The sequence below is a fragment of the Ralstonia sp. ASV6 genome, from assembly GCF_016429285.1.
Lineage (GTDB): Bacteria > Pseudomonadota > Gammaproteobacteria > Burkholderiales > Burkholderiaceae > Ralstonia > Ralstonia flaminis.
Map to the genome: position 1 here is coordinate 1 of NZ_JAELUI010000114.1, position 17,522 is coordinate 17,522.

The window sequence follows — 17,522 nt, forward strand, 5'->3', positions numbered from 1 at the left end:
CGACTGCCAACCCACCTGAACAGCCGCATTGACGAGCTGCTTCCTCACAATTGGCGCCTGGCGCGCTGAAGATACTCTCACTCACAACGCAGTTCGACTGGCAAGGTGGTATCGCCGGACGCTTACACATGTTCAGCGCGGCGGCAATCTCGGTTTCGGTGGGCGCGCGCCCCTTCTGCTGCTGCAGCTTCTGGATCGCCTGCTCGATCGTGCGGGCATTGCGACGCAGCCCACGCGGCAGCCAGTCGGAGCCACGCAGCTCGTCCAGGATCGCGCCGCGAATCCGCTGGGCAGCGTAGAACTCGAACTGCACGCCCTGCGTTTCTTCATAGCGCGACAGCGCATCGAGCAAGCCCATCATGCCGGCCTGGATCAGATCGTCGAGTTCGACGCTGGCCGGCAGCTTCACCATCATCTGGTTGGCAATGCGGCGTACCAGCGGTGCATACGTCGCCATCTCGTCGGACTTGGTCTTGCGACCGGTTGCGGTGTACATATCCATGCCTGCCTTTGGCGCTTCGTTCATGGTGCGCCTCAATAAACCATCTCAGCCGCGTGCGCACAGGCGCGGGGCGTCGCTGGGGGTGCCGATATTGACGTTGCTTCTGCCGACGCATCTGCCGTTGCCTGAGTCGGTTCTTGCGCCGATACCATCACCCGCGACGCCGCCGTGCTACCGGCGACATCAGCGGCCTGGGCCTCGGCGCTGGCCCAGCTCAGCATCTCTTCGGCAAGCTGGCGGAAGGCCATGGCCGAGGGCGATGCGGGAAACGCGCTCGCCACGGGCTTGCCGAGCGAGAGCGCCAGTTCTACATGCCGGTCTTCCGGCAGATAACCTGCAAAGTCGATACGGGTGTTCAGGTACTGCCCCACCGTGTTGGCCAGGTTGCCGAACACGCGCACAGCGGAGTCGACCGAATGCGCGCCGCAGACCACCGTGCGGATACCCGCGCCGCCCTGCAGCCCTGCGGTCTTCTTGAGCAGCGTGTACGCGCTCTTAATACCTTCCGGGCCATCGGAGAAAACCAGCAGTACGTCGTCGCAGGCTTCGGCCACCGTGCCCAGCGCGCGGGTGCCGAAATGCCCGGCCACCAGCGTCACGTCGGCACTGCTGTCGTGCTGCTCGAGCATGCCGGCCACGGCCAGCATGGTCTGCGCGCTCACCACAGCGGCGTCGCGGCCCATGGCGGACAGTGCAATGCGCAGGTTGTCGACAAAGTCGTCGATCTGCTCCTCTGCACCGATCACCAGCACACGGCGGCTTGCCACCTGGCCGAGCATGCGGCGCAGCCCGGCGGCCTGGTCCTTGGCGAATGGGGTCGTCATGGTCCCCTCTTTGTTCTTTATGCGAAATCGAAAGCGGCCAGGCCCGGTTCGCGGCTGCGTGCGGCGCCTTGCGCCACCAGCAGCGATTCATCCGAATCCAGCGCGAACGACGATTGCTCGGCACTTGCACGGAAGCTGCGATGGATCAGCAGCTTCTTGTTCGGTACTGCAATGTCCTCCGGCACGCGCTGGCCGTACGACACGTAGTGCAGCGGCAGGCGGCGGCGGATCATCACGTCCATCGCGTGGCCCACCGATGCGGCCTCGTCGATCTTGGTCAGGATGCAGCCGGCCAGGTTGGCATCGCGGTAGGCGCTCACCACCTCATCGAGCGTCTTGCCGTTGCTTGCGGCGTTCAGCAGCAGCAGGCGCTTGATCGACGGGCCCACGGCATGCAGCATTGCCATCTGCTCGGACACCGCGCGATCGCGCTGGCTCATACCAATGGTGTCGATCAGCACCACGTGCTTTTCGCGCAGATCGTTGAGCGCCAGGCTCAGGTCTTGCGCGTCTTTCACGGCATGCACCGAGACGCCAAGGATCTTGCCGTAGATGCGCAGTTGTTCGTGACCACCGATCCGGTAGCTGTCAGTCGACAGCAGTGCCACGCGCGAAGCGCCGTGGCGCAGTACGAAGCGCGCAGCCAGCTTGGCGGTGGTGGTGGTCTTGCCCACGCCGGTCGGGCCCATCAGGGCAAACACGCCGCCCTGGTCGAGCAGGCTGTTTTCATCCGACACGGTGGTCAGGTTCTTTTCAATGGCACGCTGCACGAAGTCCAGCGCACCGTCATACGTGTCGTGCTGCGGCATGTTCTCCAGCACGTAGCGCGTGAGCTGCGCCGAGAAGCCCGCGTTCAGCATGGTCTGGAACAGACGCGTGCGCACCGGATCGCCCAGCTTCACACCCAGCGAGGCCAGGCTCGACATTGCGTCGGTCAGCGTGCTCTTGAGCGTTTCGATTTCACCCACCATGCGGCGGGTCATGGCATCGGTTTCAGCCTTGATGTCGGCCTTAATGGTCGAACGCTGCAGGCTCACGTCGTCGCGCTCGGCGTCAGGTTTGGGCATCGAATCCTCCATGCGGACGAAGATGTCGGCCGGCTTGGCGGTCTCAACCTGCGGTTGCGGGCGGGCAATCTGCTGCTCGGCGCGCACTGCACGCGCCTGGGCTTCCACACGCTCGGCAAACGAGCGCAGCGTGGTCGGCTGGTCTGCCTGCGCACTTGCCCGGGCGGCCGGGTGCATCGTCTGTTCGACAGGCTCGTCTTCCGGCACGACGGTGCGGCGGGCGATGAACTGGGCCGTGCTGGCCAGCGTCTGCGCAGCATCTTCATTGGCGCGATCCAGCGAGAGGCCTGCCAGCATGCGGGTGGAGGCCACCAGCGGATCCACACCCAGCAGCGTTTCCGATTCGCCGAGCACAACATCATCATCCACGCGTGCTTGCAGCTTGCGGCCGGCAACCGGTGCGGCAGGGGCCTCTTCCTGTGCCGGCGCGTGGGCAACGGCGACACGGCGCGCTGCGGCAAAGCGGTTGCGCAGACGGGCCAGCGCATTGGGTGCGGGCGATGCTTCAGCCCCCGCCTCGGCTTGCACCGGTGCCTGCGGCTCTGCGGGTGCCTGAGCGGCGGCCTCGGCCACTGGTGCGGGCTCCGGAATCGGAGCCGGCATACTCGGGCGGCGTTGTGCGGCCCTCGGCGCGGTCGAGTGGGTATCGACCAGCGCATCCAGGTGGGTATCGGAAGCGGCGATGACTTCGATGCCGCCCGGCACGGCGCGGTTCGAGAGGATCAGCGCGTCGTCGCCCAACTGGTCGCGCACTTTACGCAACACGTCGCGCGACGTCAGTCCGGTGAATCGATGCATTTTCATGCGCGGCCTCCAAGCATGGCGACAACCTTAATCGTTCGGTGATCTGGAATTTCAGCGTGTGACAGCACGCGCAGGCTGGGTGCGGCGCGCTTGAACAAGCGGGCCAGCATCGGGCGCAGCGCGGGCGGCACGAGCAGGACGCCCGTCTGGCCCATCTGTTCGTATTGGCGCGAAGAATCCGCGGCGGCCTGCATGAGCGAGTCGGCCAGTTGCGGTTCGATCGGGCCGGCGTTTCCGCCAACAATGCTTTGCAGCAAGATGTTCTCCAGATTCGGGTCGAGCGTGACGACCTGCATTTCGTTCTTGGTCGGAAACAGATGCTGTGCGATTGCCCGACCCAGCGCGATCCGCACAGCGGCGGTGAGTTCGGCGGGGTCTTGCGTCTTGCCTCCGTGCTCCGCCAGCGTCTCGACGATGGTGCGGATATCGCGGATGTGCAGGCCTTCGTCCAGCAGGTTCTGCAGCACCTTCTGCACGGTCGCGACGGGCAACAGCTTGGGCACAACGTCTTCGACCAGCTTCGGTGCTTCCTTGGCCAAATGATCGAGCAACTGCTGCACTTCCAAACGGCCGAGAAGCTCGGTGCTATGGGTGTAAATCAACTGATTGACGTGCGTGGCGATGACCGTGCTGCAATCGACCACCGTATAGCCCTCGGCTTGCGCGCGATCGCGCACATCGGCGGTGATCCACATGGCCGGCAGACCGAAGGTCGGGTCGACGGTGGGGGTGCCCGGCAGTTGCGTGCCCAACCGCCCACCATGCCCCTCCTGACCGCCTGGGTTGATGGCCAGGAACTTGCCCTGCTGCACCTCGCCGCTGCCGATCTCCACGCCCTTGAGCGTGATGCGGTACGACGACGGGCCCAGCTCCAGGTTGTCGCGAATGTGCACAACCGGCGCCAGGAAGCCCATGTCCTGCGTGAATTTCTTGCGGATGCCCTTGATGCGGCGCAGCAGCTCGCCGTCCTGGCTCTTGTCGACCAGCGGAATCAGGCGGTAGCCGATCTCCAGGCCCAGCACATCGACCCAGGAGACGTCGTCCCAGCTTGCCTCGGGCGTATCGACGGGGGCGATGGCCTGCAGCACCGGTTCCGGCTCGGGAATCTCGCGGCGCTTCTTCAAATACCAGCCCAGGTAGCCCAGACCGCCGCCAAACAGAATGAACGGGATGTGCGGCATGCCCGGCACCAAACCCAGCAAGCCGATCACACCGGCAGTGGTCAGCAGTACCGTGGGCATGCCGAACAGCTCGGTCGACAGTTGCTGGCCGATGTCCTTGTCGGTGGAGACGCGGCTGACCATGATGCCCGCCGCGGTGGAGATCACTAGCGCCGGAATCTGCGCGACCAGGCCGTCGCCGATGGTCAGCAGCGTGTAGTTGGTCGCGGCGTGGCCAATGTCCATGTTGTGCTGGAGCACGCCCACGGCCAGGCCGCCGATGATGTTGATCAGCAGAATGGCAATACCGGCCACCGAGTCGCCACGCACGAATTTGCTGGCACCGTCCATGGAGCCGAAGAATTCGGCTTCCTGGGCGATCGTGGTGCGGCGCTTGCGGGCTTCGTCTTCGCGGATCAGGCCGGCGTTCAGGTCGGCGTCAATCGCCATCTGCTTGCCGGGCATGGCATCGAGCGTGAAGCGCGCGCTGACCTCGGCGATCCGGCCCGCGCCCTTGCTGATCACCATGAAGTTGATGATCACCAGGATGACAAACAGCACGATACCGACGGTGTAGTTGCCGCCCACCAGGAAGTGACCGAAGGCTTCGATCACCTTGCCGGCGGCGTCCGGGCCGGTGTGGCCTTCCATCAGCACCACGCGGGTGGACGCCACGTTGAGCGACAGCCGCATCAACGTGGTGATCAGCAGAATGCTGGGGAACGACGAGAAATCCAGCGGCCGCAGCGTGTGCATGCTGATCAGCAGCACGATGATCGACAGCGCGATGTTGAACGTGAACAGCAGGTCGAGGATGAACGGCGGCAGCGGCAGCACCATCATCGCCAGGATCAGGATGATCAGCACCGGGCCGGCGGCCGAGCGGTAGTCGCCCTGGCGCAGGAAGCTGGAGACTCGGAGCAGTGCGGCGTTCATCTGGAGGTACGGGAAGCGGGGGGCTTTTCGATGGATGCCATCTTGCCGGGGGTGCCGCCAAATCGAAGAAGCGAGAAAGCCGCCCAAAAGGCGGCTTTTCTTTGAAATACCCTCCCGCCGGGGGGTGCGGAAGCCGTCAGCGGCGCCGCCCAGCCCTATCCCGGGGCCGCATGACGGAGAATCCGCGCTGGGCCTCAAAGGTCCGCCGGCGGACCTTTGAGCTGCGGCCACGCCCCCTTTTGGTCCGTGCGCGGACCTCCAAGCTCCGGCGGCGCACCGGCCAAGGTCCGTTCTCGGACCTCAAAGCCCCGGCGCTGGAGGTAAAACGTACGAAGGTGGACAAAAAAGAGGCGGCATCGGACCTCGAAAGGTCCGGCGTCGGAGGTCGCAGGTCCATTGATGCACCTAATAGGTGCAGACTCGGAGGTTGAAGCCCCGCACTCGGCTGTTCAAGCCCCCGCCCCAGACAGCGCGACAGAAACGGAAGCTCAGGCCTCGTCCTGCTCGTCGTCCGGTCCGGGTCGTGGCCCCGGGTCCATATCGGCGGGCACCGGCAGGTCGGTCGGACGTTTCGGCGCACGGCCGCCCACCTGATGCATACGGCGCAACTGGTAGACATAGGCCAGGACTTCCGCCACGGCAGCGTAAAGCGCCTCGGGAATCTGGTGGCCGATCTCGGTATGGCGGTACAGCGCACGGGCCAGCGGCGGCGCTTCCAGGATGGGAATCTTGTGCTCGGTGCCCAGCTCGCGGATCTTGGCCGCCACCAGATCGGCGCCCTTGGCCAGCACGCGCGGCGCGCCGCCCTCTTTCTCGGAATAGCGCAGCGCCACGGCGTAGTGGACCGGGTTGGTGACGATCACGTCGGCCTTGGGCACGTCGGCCATCATGCGGCGCGTGGCCGCCTGGCGCTGCATCGCGCGAATGCGCCCCTTGAGGTGCGGATCCCCCTCAGACTCACGGTGCTCCTTGCGCACTTCTTCCTTGGTCATCCGGTGCTTGCGGGCGTATTGCCATAGCGCCAGCGGCACATCCACGGCGGCCACCAGCAGCATCACCGCGGCCATGCAGAGAAACGCCACACCGGCCACGTGCATGACATCGCCCATGGCAGTGCGCAGGTCCTGCTGGGGCAGTTCCATGAACTCCCCCCGGTAATGCAGGATCAGCCCCCAGGCGACGCCGCCCACCAACGCGAGCTTGAGCAGCAGCCGGGGCAGCTCCAGCAGCCCTTCCACTGAAAACATGCGCGTCAGGCCCTGCAGCTTGAACAGGCGCGAGATGTCCAGCTCCAGCGGCTTGAACGAAATCGCCCCGCGCGTGAGCGCCAGCGGCGTGAGCGCAGCCACGATCAGCATGAGGATCAACCCGCCCAGCACCGTGGCCAGCGGCGTGAACTGTGTGCCGATGTAGGTCCACTGGTCCTGCGCCCGGGTGTAGTCGTAGCGGTGGAATTCCAGACAGCGCGCCAGAAACGCCGACGCTGCGCGCACGATCGACTCGCCCATCACCCACAGCCCGCCGGCACTGACGGCCATCAGGGCGAACGAACCCAGTTCCCTTGATTTGGGAACGTCGCCCTCTTCGCGCGCCTGCTCGAGGCGCCGCGCAGAGGCGGCTTCGGTTTTTTCGAGATCGCTATCGTCGGACATGCCGGGCGTGCGAGAGATGGATGACTGGACGGTCGCATTATTCCGGCAACAGGCGCCCGCTAAAGCGCAGAGAACACCGTCTCAGACAGGCTTTTTCCATGAAATGACCGTCCGCCACCGCGCAAACCTCCAAACAACTGTTTGGTAACACTGGCCTAACCAAACACCTTGCCCTGGCCGCTACCATGCGCCGCAGCCACGTGCGCCGTGGCACGCGCGGTACGGGTATGTCGGGCAGTCCAACCTCATCATGCAGGAGCGGATATGCGGTGGCAGTTCAAGGCCGGGGCCATCCTGGCGGCGGCAGTACTGGTCTTTGCAGGGGTGCGGCTGTTTTCGGCCGATGCCGCTGATGCTCAGCCGGCCGATCCGCCAAGACAAGCCGCTGCGGCCACGCCGCCCTCGCCCGCCCCGGCCCCTGCCGGCACGCCACCACCGCAGGCCGCCCCCGCATACAAGCCACCGCCGCCTCCCGAGCGCCCACTGCCGCCCCGCTTTACCGACTACCTCGCCCGCGAATACCCCAATTCCGCCGCCACGCGCCAGGCCCTCATGCAGATCGCCTACGGCTGGAGCCAAGCCGTCAACGACGTGCGCGGCCCGCAGGACGCCAAGCTGGCTGGTAACGAAATCGCCAAGGGCATCGCCTGCGCGCTGGGCCCCGGCGTGCTCGCCAGAACCGGCATCGACCAGCAGACGATGCTCGACCGCATCAAGGCAGCACGCGCGGTCATGCTCGACAACGACAGCGACACAACGGCCTACCTGCGCTTCCAGGCGCTGGCAGGCGGCCAGTACTTCGACGACCCCGGCGCCGCCTCGTGCAGTTTCGATCCGGCCGCGCTGCCGAACTGAGTTTCCCGCCTGACTTCACCCACGCCACCAAGGAGACTGCTGCATGAAGATGAAGAGACTTGCCACCATCGTGCTCGCCGGTTCGCTGCTTGCCGCGCCACTGAGTGCCATCTCGGCCGCGCCCGGATCTGCCATCGTGTTCGTCAACGGCATCAACACCACGTTTGATGATGCGGTGGCCAACATGCAGGTGCTCAAGACCCAGCTCAATGCGCGCGACAAGAACAACACCTACCTCTACGGCAACGCGTACAACGCCACGCAGGGGTTCTTCAGTGACATCTACCAGGTGTTCAAGCAGAAGGCCGTGGAAGGGTCGAGCCCGGCCGATTTCTGGCGCGCCATCGACGGTAACAGCCTGCCGGCCAGCGGCATGAATGCGACGCTGCAGCAGAAGTACATCGACATCCTCACGAAGAACGACATTCCGGAACTGCCGGACCACCTGAACCAGTACCGCAACTATCTGAAGGCGCAGCGCAAGGTCGTGCTGGTCGGCCATTCGCAGGGCACGCTGTACACCAACTTCGAGATCAACCTGCTGGTGACGGGGCCGGACCAGGCGCAAGGCAGGATCAGCGCGGTCAACGTGGGGAATGCGGCGCGCTATCAACTGCCGGGGTCGACCTATCTGACGTCGCATTCCGATACGGTGATCGGCGCATTGAGCCTGGTGCAGACGGTGCTGCCCGCCAACTACTCGATCGGCTGGCACCCGCTGTCGGATGCGCTGGGGCACTCGTTCTCGAAGATCTACATGAACACGAGCTACAGCGCGGCGGGGCAGATCGTGTCGCAGGTGTCCCAGCAGGCCCGCAACTGACGCAGGACTGAGCAGACGTGCGGTTCGCAATCGCGCCGCACGCCTGCACCGCAGCAGCAAGACGCTCACGGCGTCATATCGACCTGCGGAAAACTTCGTGGCCTTATGCAGGGCGCGTCCATAGCATGACCCGTTCTTTTCAAACCAGAACGGACCAACCGTCATGTCACCCGACCGAGCCATCTCCCCTGCCTTGCCCTTGCATCAACGTGCGCTGGCTGCGCTGCTTGCTGGCGCCATTGCCACACTCACTGCCTGCGGCAGTGATTCGCCGCCCGGTACATCTGCCGGAACCGTGGCCGACAGCAGCACGCCCACGCAGCCCACCACGCCTGCGCGCAAGCCCAACATCCTCTACATCATGGCCGACGACCTCGGCTATTCCGACATCCACGCCATGGGCGGGGAGATCGACACACCCAACCTCGATGCGCTGGTGCAATCGGGCCGGCTGCTGACCAACCATCACGCCGGCACCGTCTGTGCCATCACGCGCGCGATGCTCATCTCGGGCACCGATCACCACCTCGTCGGCGAAGGCACCATGGGCGCGCCCAACGACGAGCGCGCCGGCCTGCCGGGCTACGAGGGGTATCTGAACGACCGCTCGCTGTCGGTTGCGCAACTGCTCAAGGACGGCGGTTATCACACCTACATGGCCGGCAAGTGGCACCTGGGCAACGGTATTCCGGGCAGCGCCGCCAACCTGGGCAAGACACCCGACCAATGGGGCTTTGAGCGCTCGTATGCGCTGCTGCCGGGCGCGGCCAGCAACCACTTCGGGCATGAGAACGCCAACGCCAAGAACTACACGGAAGACGGCGTCTACGTGCAGCCCGGCCAGCCTGGGCAACCGGGTGGCACCGGCGGCAGCCCGGCAGTGTTCTATTCGACGGATTTCTACACGCAAAAGCTGATCAGCTACATCGATTCGCACAAGGGCGACGGCAAGCCGTTCTTCGCCTATGCGGCCTACACCTCGCCGCACTGGCCGCTGCAGGTGCCGGACCCGTGGCTGCACAAGTACGCCGGCCGCTATGACGCGGGCTACGACGCCATCCGCAACGCACGCATTGCGCGACAGAAGGCGGCGGGGCTAATCCCGGCCGACTTCACCCCGTTTGCCGGCCTGCCCGGCACGACCGCGCGCTCGCCCGCCTCGCCCAACAACGGCACGGCCAACGCGCGCTACATCAACGCCAACCACGGCCCCGCGCAGGGCTATACCGACTACGGCCCCGGCTACGTCAACAAGAAGTGGAGCGACCTCACGCCGCTGGAGCGCAAGGCGCAGGCGCGCTACATGGAGATCTACGCCGGCATGGTCGAGAACCTCGACTACAACATCGGCCTGCTGATCCAGCACCTGAAAGACATTGGCGAGTACGACAACACCTTCATCATGTTCCAGTCGGACAACGGTGCGGAAGGCTGGCCGATCGACTCGGGCGCCGACCCGAAAGCCACGGATGAAGCCAACGCCACCGACCCGGTCTACTCCAAGCTCGGCACCGACAACGGCCAGGCCAACGCACAACGCCTGCAATACGGCCTGCGCTGGGCCGAGGTGAGCGCCACGCCGTTCAATCTGGTCAAGGGGCATGCGGCTGAAGGCGGTGTTTCCGTGCCGGCCATCGTGCGCCTGCCGGGCCAGACGCAGGCGCTGCCGCCCATCACGCGTTTTACGCACGTGACGGACAACACCGCCACCTTCCTGGCCGTGGCCGGCATCGCACCGCCCAGTACACCGGCGCAACCGGCCGTGGATGGCAACGGTGTCGACCAGAACAAGGGCAAGGTGCAATACGGCAACCGCGCGGTGTATCCGGTGACAGGGGTGTCGCTGCTGGCGTCGATCAAACAGTCCGCCGATGCTGGCCCGATCCACACCCAGCCCTTCGGTGACGAGTCGTACGGCCGCGCCTACCTGCGCAGTGCTGACGGCCGCTGGAAAGCGCTGTGGACTGAACCCCCGCTGGGCGTTGCGGATGGTCACTGGCAGCTCTTCGATATCTCCAAGGACCGCGGCGAGACGACAGACGTATCCGCGCAATATCCGGATGTGGCGGCCACGCTGTACCAGCAATGGCAGGACTACATGCGCAGCGTTGGCGGTGTGGAGCCACTGCGCCCGCGCGGGTTCTACTGATGGGTGCCAGCGTCAACCTTCGCAAGCGCGTGCGCTGGGTGCTGGCGGGCGCGGCGCTGGCGGCAGCCTGCGTCGTGCTGCTGCATCCGGCCGGCGGCAACATGGCGGCACGCGCGGCCAACGTGGTCAGCGCGCATACCGCACCGCGCCTGCCGCTGGGCACGGTGGATGCCTGTGGCCGCTACGCCGGGTTGCCACCCGGCTGGCGCCAGGACACGCGGGCCGGCATGGTGCATGTGAGCAGCGGGAGCTTCACCTTCGGCACCACGCTCGGCTATCCGGACGAGCGCCCCGCCCAGGGCGCCAGCAAGACACGCGTGAGCGGCTTCTGGATCGACCAGACCGAGGTGACCAACGCGCAGTTCGCCACCTTCGTCGCTACCACCGGGTACGTGACCGACGCCGAGCGCCAGGGTGGCGCGGTGGTCTTCCACGTGCCGGACACGGCAGAACTGCAGGCGCGCCCGTACGCGTGGTGGCGCTGGGTGAAGGGCGCGGACTGGCGACACCCGACCGGGCCGGACAGCAAGCTCATCGATGTCGATAACCAGCCCGTAACGCGTGTCACCCAAGCCGATGCGCTGGCCTACGCACACTGGCTCGGCCGCGACCTGCCCACCGAAGCGGAATGGGAATACGCCGGCAAGGCCGGGCAGGACGGTGCCGACCTGGAGACGGCTCCGCGAGACGGCAATGGCAAACCCGGCGCCAACTACTGGCAGGGCATCTTCCCCGTGCTCGACACGGCGGAGGACGGCCACGCCGGCATTGGCCCGGTCGGCTGCTATGCCGCCAACGGCTTCGCGCTGTACGACATGATCGGCAACGTGTGGGAATGGACGCGCGATGCCTACACCGGCCCGCATCAGTCGCACGCAAATGGCGACACCCGTGCGGTGGCTGTGTTGGACCAGCCACAGCGCTTCGGCCAGAACAGCAACCAGCCGAACCGGCCGACGGTGATCAAGGGGGGCTCGTTCCTGTGCTCACCGGATTTTTGCGTGCGCTATCGGGCCTCGGCGCGTGAGGCGCAGGAGGCCGACCTGCCTGCTGCGCACATCGGGTTCCGGACGATTCTGCGCGACTGAGTACGGCCCCGGAAACGAAAACGCCCGCCAAAGTGGCGGGCGCTGGCAGCAAACGGGGAGCCTTGGCAGCCGATTCGTCACCCGATCTCAGAAGCCGAGGCTTTCCAACAGGTCGTCCACCTGTTCCTGGCTACCGACCACGTCCGGGTGGTCCGGGTTGATCTGCGGGCCATTCAGCAGCGACGTCGACGATGCTTCCGTGCGCAGATGCTCAGGCGCGTTCTCCAACAGGATGCCAACCAACTGACTTTCGATCAGTTGCACGACATCCAGCACCTTCTTGATCACCTGGCCGGTCAGATCCTGAAAATCCTGAGCCATCAGGATTTCCATGAGCTGCTGGTTGGTGTCGCGCGTCTTTTCCGGAACGCTGCGCAAGAAGCCGTTGGTCTGGCCGACCAGCTCGCGGATTTCCTCATCGCCCAGTTGGCGGTCCATCCACGATTGCCAGCGGTTGACCAGCGCCTCGGCGTCGGATTCCAGCGCGTCTTGCACGGGGCGTGCCGCATCGATGGCGTTGAGCACGCGGGTGGCCGCCTGCTCGGTCATGTTGGCGATGTAGTTCAGGCGGTCACGCGCGTCGGGAATGGCCGATGCAGCCTTCTCCACACCTTTGTCCAGGCCCAGCTCGCGCATGCTTTCACGCAACATGCGCGTGAGGTGGCCGATGCGCTGGAGCATCTCCGGCATGTCGGCGTGATCCACACCTTCGGTGGCTGGCGCTTGGGTGCCGGAATGCGCGCCATCATGCATCTCGCTCATCACGCCCCCTTTTCGATCTTCTCGAAAATCTTGCCCAGCTTTTCGTCCAGCGTGGCAGCGGTAAAGGGCTTGACCACGTAGCCGTTGGCGCCAGCCTGGGCGGCAGCAATGATGTTTTCCTTCTTGGCTTCGGCCGTCACCATCAGCACCGGCAGCTTACTGATGACCGGGTTGGCGTCGCCTCGGATGCTCTGCAGCATCTGCAGGCCATCCATGTTGGGCATGTTCCAGTCCGAGATCACGAAATCGAAACGGCCTTCCTTGACCTTGGCCAGGCCGGCGGCGCCGTCTTCGGCCTCGTCGACGTTGGCAAAACCGAGTTCCTTGAGCAGGTTACGCACGATCCGGCGCATCGTCGGGAAATCGTCGACGACGAGGAATCGGTACTGGCTCTTGTCCATGGACACAATCTCCGCAAACTAACTGAATTGGGGGGTTTCGGGCTTCCTAGGCAGAGTTATCGGCGCCTGGAGCCAATTCTTGAGCACAGACCTGATCGGCAGGCCCCTCGCGGGCGAGAACCCGTTCACGATCCGTAGCCGGCAACCCGGGGTTGGCCCGGGAAGCACGGCCGTACACGTTGTACGGCGTGCATCACAGGGCCAGGATCGTGCCAGTTACACACGCGTCACACGACCGTGTGCAGACAGCTTGGCCAGCACGTGCGGGCCGATCTGCGACAGCGGCAGGACTTCGTGCACGCCGCCGTGGGCCACGGCTTCCTTGGGCATGCCGTAGACCACGCACGAGGCCTCGTCCTGGGCGACGTTATACGCGCCCGCGTTGCGCATTTCCAGCATGCCGGCCGCGCCATCCTTACCCATGCCTGTCAGGATCACGCCCAGCGCGTTGGCCCCGGCGTTGCGCGCTGCCGATCGGAACAGCACGTCCACCGCCGGGCGGTGCCGGTTGACCGGCGGCCCCTGGTCCAGCTCGGTGACGTAGTTGGCGCCGCTGCGGCCTAGCGACAGGTGCATGTCGCCCGGGGCAATATAGGCGTGGCCGGGCAGCACACGTTCACCGTGCACGGCTTCTTTCACGCGGATGCGGCACAGGCCATCGAGCCGCTTGGCAAACGAGGTGGTGAACCCCGCCGGCATGTGCTGCACGATCAGGATGCCGGGGCAATCAGGCGGCATTTCCAGCAGGAAATCCTTGATGGCCTCGGTGCCGCCGGTGGACGCGCCCACGATGATGAGCTTTTCCGTCGACGAGAAATGGGTACGGGCCTGTGCCGGCGCCACCGGGGCAGCAGGCGCGTGCTCCGCGCGAACGTGTGCGCCGTGGGATGCAGCGGTTGCGTGGGCCGCGGGCGCCGCCGTACGCGGGCGCAGCCGCGCACGTGCCGCCGCACGAATCTTGTCGGCAATCTGGTCGGCGTATTCGTTCATGCCGTCGCGCATGCCCAGCTTGGGCTTGGCAACGAAGTCCACCGCGCCCAGCTCCAGCGCACGCAGCGTGGCTTCTGAGCCGCGCTCGGTCAGCGAGGAGATCATGACCACCGGCGTCGGGCGCAGGCGCATGAGCTTTTCCAGGAAGTCGAGGCCGTCCATCTTCGGCATTTCGACGTCCAGCGTCAGCACATCCGGATTGGTCTGTTTGATGAGGTCGCGCGCGATGATCGGGTCCGGCGCCACGCCCACCACCTCCATGTCGGGCTGGCTGTTGATGATCTCCTTCAGGATGCTGCGGATCAGTGCGGAATCGTCGATGCACAGCACCTGAATCTTGCGTTTGTCGTTCATATTTTCGGGGGCAAGGTCAGGAATTACGTAAACAGTTGCAGGCGCGAAGTGGGCTTCGTCGCAATGGACTTCGACAGCTTGCTGGCGTATTGGGCTTCGCTGTCCAGCTCGGCGGCGGAGCTTTGCGAGCGCAGCTTGCGCACCATGATCTGGCCGGTGGACGGCACGAAGTACACCTTGCGCGGATGCACGTCGAAGAGGTCCTTGGCGGCCACCGCCAGCCCTTCGTTGCGCAGGAATTCGAGCACGAACTTGCCGTTGCGCTCGCCCACGTCCAGCGTGCTCATGCCGGCCAGGACGGCGGCGCCGCCAAACACCTTGATCTCCAGGTGCTCGCGCCGGGCACCGGCCTTGTAGAGCTGGTTGAGCAGCACTTCCATGGCGTGCGTGCCATAGCGCATGGAGGGCGACAGGATCGATTCCCCCTCGTTGCGCGAGGGCAGCATGAAGTGGTTCATCCCGCCAATACCGAGAATCTTGTCGCGCACGCAGGCCGAGACGCACGAGCCGAGCACCGTTACCAGCATCAGGTCTTCAGTGGTGACGTAGTACTCGCCGGGCAGCACCTTCATGGCACGGCGGCTGAAGGTGGTGTCGTAGTAGGCGTGCGTGCTGGCAGCCGATTGCGCGAGCGTGGCCATGGCACCGACGGTCATGCCGCTGTCGCTGCGCACGGTGTCGGCGGCGGTGCGCAAGGTTGCGTGTGCGTTTGCTTTCTTGCCGAGTTCGATCATTTCGCCCCCGTCATCTTCGCGCGCAGTTCAGGCGCGATTTCGTACACGGTCTTGCCGCGCAGCGACCACGCGCGGGTCACCTGCAGGAAGCTCTCCGAATGGCCGGCAAACAGCAGGCCGTCGGGCTTCATCACGTCAATGAAGTGCTCGAGGATCTTGGCCTGCGTGGGCTTATCGAAATAGATCATCACGTTGCGGCAGAAGATCACGTCAAACTTCTGCTGTAACGGCCAATCACGGTCGAGCAGGTTGATCTGGCGGAAGTCGATCATGGCCTGCAGCTCGGGGCGCACACGTGCGTAGCCCTCCTGCTTGCCGGTGCCGCGCAGGAAATACTTTTTCAGGCGATCGGAGGACAGCGCCGCGACGCGCTCCATCGGATAGATGCCGGCGCGGGCACGCGCCAGTGCATTGGTATCCACATCGGACGCGACCACGCTCACCTGGCCCGGCGACATCGTGCCAAACGTCTCGGCCAGGGTAATGGCGATCGAGTACGGCTCCTCGCCGGTCGACGAGGCCGAGCACCACACGGTAAACGGCGTGCGCTTGGCCTTGGCGTGCTCGGCCAGGAGCGGAAAGTGATGCTGCTCGCGGAAGAATGCGGTCAGGTTGGTGGTGAGCGCGTTGGTAAAGGCTTCCCACTCATCAGGCAGGTGGCCGTGTTCCAGCGCATCCAGGTACTCGCGGAACGAGCCGAGGTTGACCACGCGCAGGCGGCGAGCCAAGCGGCTGTAGACCATCTCGCTCTTGCGGTCGGACAGCGAAATGCCGACGCGGCGATAGATCAGGTCGCGAATGCGGGCGAAATCTGCCGCGGTAAACGAAAACTCACGCGACGCGAGCGTCGGCGAAACTGGCGCCAAGGTTTGTGCCGTTTGTGCCATTGAATAACTACCCCGTAATTGCGCGAGTCTTGGCGCCCGCTTTCAGTCGATTGGCGGGCACCGGGCTTCTGGTGCCACGCCGCAGATGTTGCTGGTAATGCTGGCGAGGTGCTGGCGTCAGAAGGTGCTCCATTCATCATCATCGGCAGAAGCAGCGGACAGCTTGAGGGCTGGTGCTGCAACGGCCACCGAAACTGCGGCTGCCACCACGGGTGCAACCGAAGAATGTGCTTCCTGGGGCGCTTTTCCGCCTTGATCCAGCGCAACGGCGGGTGCTTCGGCTGGGGCCGAAGCGTCAGCAGCCACCGCAGCCGGCGCCGTCTTGGCCGCTTGCCCCGATTTGCGAGAAGCAATCGCGCGGGCCACGGAACGCACAACCTGCGTCTTGCCCCCCGGGTGAACCTCACTGCGCACTGCAGGCTTGGCAGGCTCGGCCGGCAGATGTGGCACCACGGGTGCCGCCAGTTCAGCAGACTCGTCCGTACGGAACGCCGATACTGCGGTGCGCAGCAGTTGCGCCTGCTCTTCCAGCGACAGCGCAGCGGCAGCCGCCTGCTCGACCAGCGCAGCATTCTGTTGGGTCACTTCGTCCATCTGATTGACGGCCTGGTTGACCTGCTCGATGCCGGAGCTTTGCTCATCCGATGCCGCAGAAATCTCGCCCATGATGTCCGTCACGCGCTTGACGGCCACCACCACCTCTTCGATCACCCCGCCCGCCTCCGTCACCAGGGCGGAGCCGTTGCGTACGCGGCCGACGGAATCGCCGATCAGCTCCTTGATTTCCTTGGCTGCCGTGGCCGAGCGCTGCGCGAGGCTGCGCACCTCCCCCGCCACCACGGCGAAGCCGCGCCCCTGCTCACCTGCACGGGCGGCTTCCACGGCGGCGTTCAGCGCCAGGATGTTGGTCTGGAAGGCGATGCCCTCGATCACGCCGATGATGTCCGCAATCTTCTTGCTGCTGGCGTTGATGCCCGACATCGTTTCGATCACGCGGCCCACCACCTGGCCGCCCTTGACGGCAATGTCCGATGCGCTGCCGGCCAGTGCGCTGGCCTGACGGGCGTTGTCGGCGTTCTGCTTCACGATGCTGGTCAGCTCTTCCATGCTGGAGGCGGTTTCCTCCAGCGAGCTGGCCTGCTCTTCGGTGCGTTGGGAAAGATCGGCATTGCCTGCTGCGATCTGCTTGGTGGCACTGGCAATTGAATCCGCCGAGCTCTTGATGTTGCTGATGGTGCCAGTCAGCTGCTGCTGCATCTGCGACATGGCGAAGAGCATGCTGTCCCGATCGCCGGGGCGGGTTTGCACCTGCACAGCCAGATCCCCTGCGGCAATGCGGCGGGCAACGTCGGCGGCGTATGACGGCTCACCGCCCAGCTGGCGCGACAGCCGGCGTGCGATGACGATGCCCAGCACAATGCCCAGCACGGCGCCCACACCCGCCATCACGATCATCAACAGGCGCGAGCGTTGCGCATCTTCACGGGCGCGGGCGGTAGACGCCGCAGAGACGTCCTCCACGCGCTTGACCATC

The 17,522-nt window shown here is 65.1% G+C and carries 15 protein-coding genes; 4 read left to right on the forward strand and 11 right to left on the reverse strand.

What is annotated here, in order from left to right:
- From JHD73_RS20210 to flhB, 5 genes are all read right to left on the reverse strand, one after another.
- A partial coding sequence (locus tag JHD73_RS20210; protein WP_269848295.1) for a sigma-70 family RNA polymerase sigma factor occupies window positions 1–526 on the reverse strand: 526 nt, incomplete at its 3' end.
- An 8-nt stretch (window positions 527–534) separates the two neighbouring features.
- Window positions 535–1,326, reverse strand: coding sequence for a MinD/ParA family protein (locus tag JHD73_RS20215; protein WP_199032013.1), 792 nt, complete (start codon window positions 1,324–1,326; stop codon window positions 535–537).
- 17 nt (window positions 1,327–1,343) lie between these two features.
- Window positions 1,344–3,197, reverse strand: a complete 1,854-nt coding sequence (flhF, locus tag JHD73_RS20220) for a flagellar biosynthesis protein FlhF (RefSeq protein WP_199032014.1) — start codon at window positions 3,195–3,197, stop codon at window positions 1,344–1,346.
- On the reverse strand, window positions 3,194–5,293 hold the full coding sequence (gene flhA, locus JHD73_RS20225) for a flagellar biosynthesis protein FlhA (RefSeq protein WP_199032015.1): 2,100 nt from the start codon (window positions 5,291–5,293) through the stop codon (window positions 3,194–3,196). The genes flhF and flhA overlap by 4 nt, the downstream gene beginning before the upstream one ends.
- A gap of 488 nt (window positions 5,294–5,781) precedes the next feature.
- Window positions 5,782–6,945: a flagellar biosynthesis protein FlhB gene (gene flhB / locus JHD73_RS20230; RefSeq protein ID WP_199032016.1), complete on the reverse strand. Its 1,164-nt coding sequence runs from the start codon at window positions 6,943–6,945 to the stop codon at window positions 5,782–5,784.
- 264 nt (window positions 6,946–7,209) lie between these two features.
- Between flhB and JHD73_RS20235 the strand changes: the two genes are divergently transcribed.
- The 4 genes from JHD73_RS20235 to JHD73_RS20250 all read left to right on the forward strand — a co-directional run bounded on the left by JHD73_RS20235 (window position 7,210) and on the right by JHD73_RS20250 (window position 11,860).
- Window positions 7,210–7,800: a hypothetical protein gene (locus JHD73_RS20235; protein WP_199032017.1), complete on the forward strand. Its 591-nt coding sequence runs from the start codon at window positions 7,210–7,212 to the stop codon at window positions 7,798–7,800.
- Between the two features lie 49 nt (window positions 7,801–7,849).
- On the forward strand, window positions 7,850–8,623 hold the full coding sequence (locus JHD73_RS20240) for a hypothetical protein (RefSeq protein WP_199032023.1): 774 nt from the start codon (window positions 7,850–7,852) through the stop codon (window positions 8,621–8,623).
- A gap of 163 nt (window positions 8,624–8,786) precedes the next feature.
- A complete protein-coding gene (locus tag JHD73_RS20245) occupies window positions 8,787–10,772 on the forward strand; it encodes an arylsulfatase (RefSeq protein WP_199032018.1) in 1,986 nt (661 codons plus the stop codon).
- Entirely contained in the window at window positions 10,772–11,860 is a 1,089-nt protein-coding gene (locus tag JHD73_RS20250; RefSeq protein ID WP_233177075.1) for a formylglycine-generating enzyme family protein, read from the forward strand. Before JHD73_RS20245 ends, JHD73_RS20250 begins: the two co-directional genes overlap by 1 nt.
- A gap of 87 nt (window positions 11,861–11,947) precedes the next feature.
- On the opposite strand, the gene cheZ is transcribed toward JHD73_RS20250, so the two are convergent.
- From cheZ to JHD73_RS20280, 6 genes are all read right to left on the reverse strand, one after another.
- Complete coding sequence (gene cheZ, locus JHD73_RS20255; protein ID WP_199032019.1) at window positions 11,948–12,622, reverse strand: protein phosphatase CheZ; 675 nt, start codon at window positions 12,620–12,622, stop codon at window positions 11,948–11,950.
- Window positions 12,622–13,023 carry a chemotaxis response regulator CheY gene (gene cheY, locus JHD73_RS20260; protein WP_021192836.1) on the reverse strand — a complete coding sequence of 134 codons (402 nt, stop codon included), beginning with the start codon at window positions 13,021–13,023 and terminating at the stop codon, window positions 12,622–12,624. The genes cheZ and cheY overlap by 1 nt, the downstream gene beginning before the upstream one ends.
- Before the next feature lie 216 nt (window positions 13,024–13,239).
- Complete coding sequence (locus tag JHD73_RS20265) at window positions 13,240–14,367, reverse strand: chemotaxis response regulator protein-glutamate methylesterase (RefSeq protein WP_199032020.1); 1,128 nt, start codon at window positions 14,365–14,367, stop codon at window positions 13,240–13,242.
- Window positions 14,368–14,390: 23 nt separating this feature from the next.
- A complete protein-coding gene (gene cheD / locus JHD73_RS20270; protein WP_039598565.1) occupies window positions 14,391–15,008 on the reverse strand; it encodes a chemoreceptor glutamine deamidase CheD in 618 nt (205 codons plus the stop codon).
- Between the two features lie 89 nt (window positions 15,009–15,097).
- Window positions 15,098–15,988 carry a CheR family methyltransferase gene (locus tag JHD73_RS20275; RefSeq protein ID WP_199032021.1) on the reverse strand — a complete coding sequence of 297 codons (891 nt, stop codon included), beginning with the start codon at window positions 15,986–15,988 and terminating at the stop codon, window positions 15,098–15,100.
- 117 nt (window positions 15,989–16,105) lie between these two features.
- Window positions 16,106–17,522, reverse strand: a 1,417-nt coding sequence (locus tag JHD73_RS20280) for a methyl-accepting chemotaxis protein (RefSeq protein ID WP_199032022.1), incomplete at its 5' end; no start/stop codon positions are given.

Coding starts and splice junctions, on each gene's coding strand:
- JHD73_RS20215 (WP_199032013.1), bottom strand. CDS start 1,326: ATGACGACCCCATTCGCCAAGGACCAGGCCGCCGGGCTGCGCCGCATG.
- flhF (WP_199032014.1), bottom strand. CDS start 3,197: ATGAAAATGCATCGATTCACCGGACTGACGTCGCGCGACGTGTTGCGT.
- flhA (WP_199032015.1), bottom strand. CDS start 5,293: ATGAACGCCGCACTGCTCCGAGTCTCCAGCTTCCTGCGCCAGGGCGAC.
- flhB (WP_199032016.1), bottom strand. CDS start 6,945: ATGTCCGACGATAGCGATCTCGAAAAAACCGAAGCCGCCTCTGCGCGG.
- JHD73_RS20235 (WP_199032017.1), top strand. CDS start 7,210: ATGCGGTGGCAGTTCAAGGCCGGGGCCATCCTGGCGGCGGCAGTACTG.
- JHD73_RS20240 (WP_199032023.1), top strand. CDS start 7,850: ATGAAGAGACTTGCCACCATCGTGCTCGCCGGTTCGCTGCTTGCCGCG.
- JHD73_RS20245 (WP_199032018.1), top strand. CDS start 8,787: ATGTCACCCGACCGAGCCATCTCCCCTGCCTTGCCCTTGCATCAACGT.
- JHD73_RS20250 (WP_233177075.1), top strand. CDS start 10,772: ATGGGTGCCAGCGTCAACCTTCGCAAGCGCGTGCGCTGGGTGCTGGCG.
- cheZ (WP_199032019.1), bottom strand. CDS start 12,622: ATGAGCGAGATGCATGATGGCGCGCATTCCGGCACCCAAGCGCCAGCC.
- cheY (WP_021192836.1), bottom strand. CDS start 13,023: ATGGACAAGAGCCAGTACCGATTCCTCGTCGTCGACGATTTCCCGACG.
- JHD73_RS20265 (WP_199032020.1), bottom strand. CDS start 14,367: ATGAACGACAAACGCAAGATTCAGGTGCTGTGCATCGACGATTCCGCA.
- cheD (WP_039598565.1), bottom strand. CDS start 15,008: ATGGCCACGCTCGCGCAATCGGCTGCCAGCACGCACGCCTACTACGAC.
- JHD73_RS20275 (WP_199032021.1), bottom strand. CDS start 15,988: ATGGCACAAACGGCACAAACCTTGGCGCCAGTTTCGCCGACGCTCGCG.